This is a genomic window from Oleiphilus sp. HI0066 (assembly GCF_001635725.1).
The window spans coordinates 1-691 of sequence record NZ_LWFH01000287.1; the positions used below are offsets into that span (position 1 = coordinate 1).

The window sequence follows — 691 nt, forward strand, 5'->3', positions numbered from 1 at the left end:
TTATGTGCGGTGAATTTATTAGCAAGGCTGCATTTGGTAACGAACATTTGATTGACTTCGATACATATTTTAAACGAGATTTAGAAAATCTATCTCAGTTTGTCAAAGATGACTTGGTGCTGTTAAACAATGACGGCATCCAAGTGACCGAACTTGGTCGCGTATTTTTAAGAAATATTGCGATGACGTTTGATCATTATTTGGCAAGAGGAGAACAACAGAATGTTGAAATACCTCGATACAGTAAAACAGTATAAATAAAAACGAGCGGTTATGGATCAGGGAATAAGACTAGCTACGATTAGCGACTTGAAACGTGGTGAATGTGCGCTTGGAAAGTTGTGTTTACCAGTAGGTGTGAATCCTGCTCAGATGGCATCGCTAGAAGAAATTGTTGATGCGGGAAGGGTTTACCATGAAGGTGAACGCGTCTACTCAGAAGGTCAAAATTTTTAGTATGTCTATGCGGTTAAATCAGGCATGTTCAAAACTGTGCTCAATGATGGCCAAGGTTCGGAGCATATCGCAAGCTTCCATCTTCCAGGTGAACTTTTCGGACTAGATGCGCTGCACCAAAATTCGCATCCCTCTAGTGTGATTGCGCTTGGGACATCTAGCCTTTGTGCTATCAAATATTTGAAGCTCGAACGACTTGCGTTGCAAATTCCTGGCTTACAACACCACTTGCTCT

The 691-nt window shown here is 41.4% G+C and carries 2 protein-coding genes and 1 pseudogene; all 3 read left to right on the plus strand.

Going from position 1 to position 691, the window contains the following annotated elements:
• Positions 1-257: pseudogene (locus tag A3738_RS30535) on the plus strand (hypothetical protein); the annotation flags it as partial.
• Positions 258-273: 16 nt separating this feature from the next.
• On the plus strand, positions 274-456 hold the full coding sequence (locus tag A3738_RS04265; RefSeq protein WP_068763385.1) for a hypothetical protein: 183 nt from the start codon (positions 274-276) through the stop codon (positions 454-456).
• 24 nt (positions 457-480) lie between these two features.
• A partial coding sequence (locus tag A3738_RS04270) for a cyclic nucleotide-binding domain-containing protein (protein WP_156503944.1) occupies positions 481-691 on the plus strand: 211 nt, incomplete at its 3' end.

Bases quoted from the DNA above. Each gene is read 5' to 3' on its own strand.
- A3738_RS04265 (WP_068763385.1), top strand. From the start codon at position 274: ATGGATCAGGGAATAAGACTAGCTACGATTAGCGACTTGAAACGTGGT.